This window comes from Fulvivirga lutimaris, from assembly GCF_009711525.1.
In the GTDB taxonomy this organism is placed as follows: domain Bacteria; phylum Bacteroidota; class Bacteroidia; order Cytophagales; family Cyclobacteriaceae; genus Fulvivirga; species Fulvivirga lutimaris.
This window is the reverse complement of record NZ_SMLV01000164.1, coordinates 1-3,602: the sequence shown is the minus strand read 5'-3', so window position 1 is coordinate 3,602 and position 3,602 is coordinate 1. Positions and strand designations below refer to the sequence as shown.

Sequence of the window (3,602 nt, the reverse complement as noted above, 5' to 3'; positions counted from 1 at the left end):
GTAATACAATACTGCCAAGTTAAATCTTGCATTCAAATAATCAGGATCAACCTCTAAACTACTCATATAGGCTTCTTTTGCCTTATCAGGATTTCCAGTTTCATCATACATAACACCAAGCGTATATCTCAAATTAGCATTATCAGGTTCTGCAGCAATAGCCGTCTCAAGTTCCTTTTGAGCCTCTTCTTGACGGCCTAACTTAACAAGAGCACTGATTTCAGATTTCGCAAAATCTCTATCACCAGGAAAAACAGTTTTTGCTTTTCTAATTACTTCCAGAGCTTTTTCACTGTCCTCATTAACAACTCCCTCAATATAGATTACAGAGTAGAAAGTATCTCTTCCTTTGTAATCTAGATCATTAATTAAGTGGTAGTAGTTTTTTAAAGCCTTATCATACTCTTTACCAGCTTGTGCTACAGACCCAGCGTAAATATATCCTGTAGTATCTTGTGGCTTTACAACAGTAGTTTTTTCAAAATACTTATATGCCTCAGAGTTCTCATCATTCTGGTAGTTTTCAACTCCCTTATTGAGATAATAAGACCATAAGGTTTCAATCTGTTGTTCCTTTGTAACCGGTAGTCCAATGGCATCAGTTGTATAAAACCCTGAATTTCCTTTTTCAAGATCGTCAGCTTTGGCAAAAGATTCCATAGCTTTTCTTAATGGATCATCAACTAAAGATTGATATTCCGGATTTGAAGTAGTATCGAGTGAGGCCAGTAGTAAACCTCTGTAGTACCATGTTTTACCATCATCTTTGGTTTTCTCATGCTCAATGGCCTCATCCAAAATATTCTTGGCCTCACCCAAATTTCCTTCGCTTCTGGCCTTTTCTGCTTGATTAATCTTAGGCTTTTTCTGTCCGTAAGAGTACCCTGCCACTAAGACAACAAGCATCAGTACAATTATTCTTTTCATAGTTTATTAGTTATTTAAGGTTGTGCAATTTATTCTTTTTCCGTTGAATTTTCATTGTTTTCAGAATCATCAGTTCCTTCTTCTTTGTCTAATTCATCTTCTCCTTCAATTCTTTCTATTTTCTCCACTGATGATATCTCATCATTCTCATTTAACCTGATCAACTTAACGCCTTGAGTTGCTCTACCCATAACACGCAGATCCTCAACAGCCATTCTTATAGTGATACCAGATTTATTAATAATCATCAAATCATCCGTGTCAATAACTTCCTTAATTGCAACAAGCTTGCCAGTTTTCTCGGTCACGTTGATGGTCTTAACACCTTTACCACCTCTTTTGGTTATTCTGTAATCATCAATATCGGATCTCTTGCCATAGCCTCTTTCTGATACTACAAGTAAATTAGAGTCCTCTCTATTAATGCACACCATGCCAACAACCTTATCTTCAGCACCTTCTAAAGCGACTCCACGCACACCTGAAGCTGTTCTCCCCATTGGTCGAACATCAGACTCATTGAAGTGAATAGCTTTTCCGCTCGTTTTGGCAATAACTATATGGTTACTACCATTGGTCAAACTAACGTTCAACAACCTATCTCCGTCTTTAACTGTAATGGCATTAATACCATTTTGTCTAGGCCTTGAGTATGCCTCCAATGAAGTCTTCTTAATGGTACCATTCTCAGTACACATCATAACAAAATTGTTATTTATATAGTCTTCATCTGTCAGGTTTTCAACATTTATAATAGCCCTTACAACATCTCCTGGCTCTATATTAATAAGGTTCTGAATTGCTCTTCCTTTAGAAGTCTTCGAGCCCTCAGGAATCTGATAAACTTTCTTCCAGAACACCTTACCAAACTCAGTAAAGATCAATAGATAGTTATGTGCTTTGGCGATAAATAAATGTTCTGTAAAATCATCATCTTTAGTTGATACACCTCTTGATCCTACTCCGCCTCGACTCTGAGTGCGATACTCTGTCAACGGTGATCTTTTGATATAACCCTGATGAGAAACTGTCAATACCATCTCATCATTAGGAATCATGTCTTCATAAGTGATATCGTCAGCACTATGAACTACTTCTGTTCTTCTTTCATCACCATATCGCTCTTTCACTTCAAGAACTTCATCCTTGATAATACCCATTCTGATACTCTCATCTGCAAGTATTTCTTTCAATCGGATGATTAATGCCATTACTTCTTCGTATTCCTTTTGAATTTTATCACGTTCAAGACCAGTAAGTCTTTGCAAACGCATTTCCAGAATAGCTTTAGCTTGAATTTCCGACAATTCAAACTTCTTGATCAACCCTTCTTTTGCAGTATCAGGGTCTTTAGCTTTTCTAATTAAATTAATTACTTCATCAAGGTTGTCAAGAGCAATAATATAACCTTCAAGAATATGAGCTCTTTTTTCAGCCTCATTAAGTTCGTACTGAGTTCTTCTAATAACCACATCATGACGGTGATCAACAAAATGTTTGATCATGTCTTTAAGATTCAAGGTCATAGGACGACCTTTCACCAAGGCTATATTATTAACTCCAAATGAAGATTGGAGTTGAGTATATTTATATAGGTGATTAAGAACAATGCTTGGCATTGCATCTTTTTTTATGTCATAGACTATCCTTAATCCATCTCTATCAGATTCATCACGAATATCAGATATACCTTCAATTTTTTTATCGTTTACCAAAGCAGCAGTCTTTTCGATCATGCTTGCTTTATTTACCATAAATGGTATTTCGGTTACTATAATCTGCTCTTTGCCAGTCTTTGTTGTTTCAATCTCAGCCTTAGCACGCATTAAAACTCTTCCTCTACCAGTCTCAAAGGCTTCTTTAACACCTTGGAAACCATAAATGATACCACCTGTAGGAAAATCAGGGGCAGTGATAAACTGCATAAGGCCGGCAATGTCAATATCATTATTATCAATATAGGCCACAATACCATCTACAACCTCAGACAAGTTGTGAGGTGGCATGTTAGTAGCCATACCTACTGCAATACCAGAAGCTCCATTCACCAATAGGTTTGGAAGCTTAGCAGGAAGTACCGTTGGCTCTTTTAAGGAGTCATCAAAGTTTGACTGAAAGTCAACAGTGTCTTTGTTGATATCACCCAACATCTCATCAGCGATTCTTTTCAGCCTTGCTTCGGTATAACGCATGGCTGCTGGCGAGTCACCGTCTATAGAACCAAAGTTCCCCTGGCCATCAACTAGCATATACCTTAATGACCAAGGCTGTGCCATCCTAACCATTGAGTCATATACTGCTGTATCACCATGAGGGTGATACTTACCCAATACCTCTCCGACTATTCTTGCCGACTTCTTATAAGCCTTGTTATAACTTACTCCAAGATCCAACATTCCATATAGAATCCTTCTATGCACAGGCTTCAATCCATCCCGCACATCGGGCAGCGCCCTTGAGACAATTACCGACATAGAATAATCTATGTAGGCAACTCTCATTTCATCTTCAATATTAATTGGAATGATATTCTCGTTTGCTCCTTCCGCCATTGTTTCTAAATATACTTGTCAATTAAAAATACAGGCGAATTTACGCAAATTTTGTCAAGAGACACACTCTTAAATCTACAATCTTGAGGGGTTTATTTATTGATTATTAACTATCTGTAAATC

Annotated in this window: 2 protein-coding genes; both read right to left on the bottom strand. The window is 37.3% G+C overall.

Going from position 1 to position 3,602, the window contains the following annotated elements; all coding sequences use genetic code 11:
- Nucleotides 1-927, bottom strand: a 927-nt coding sequence (locus E1140_RS01225; RefSeq protein ID WP_155178208.1) for a tetratricopeptide repeat protein, incomplete at its 3' end; no start/stop codon positions are given.
- 29 nt (nt 928-956) lie between these two features.
- The gene (gene gyrA, locus E1140_RS01220) at nt 957-3,479 is read right to left on the bottom strand and encodes a DNA gyrase subunit A (RefSeq protein ID WP_155178206.1); all 2,523 of its coding nucleotides are present in this window, start codon (nt 3,477-3,479) and stop codon (nt 957-959) included.
- Between the last annotated feature and the right edge of the window lie 123 nt (nt 3,480-3,602).

Bases quoted from the DNA above. Each gene is read 5' to 3' on its own strand.
- gyrA (WP_155178206.1), bottom strand. From the start codon at position 3,479: ATGGCGGAAGGAGCAAACGAGAATATCATTCCAATTAATATTGAAGAT.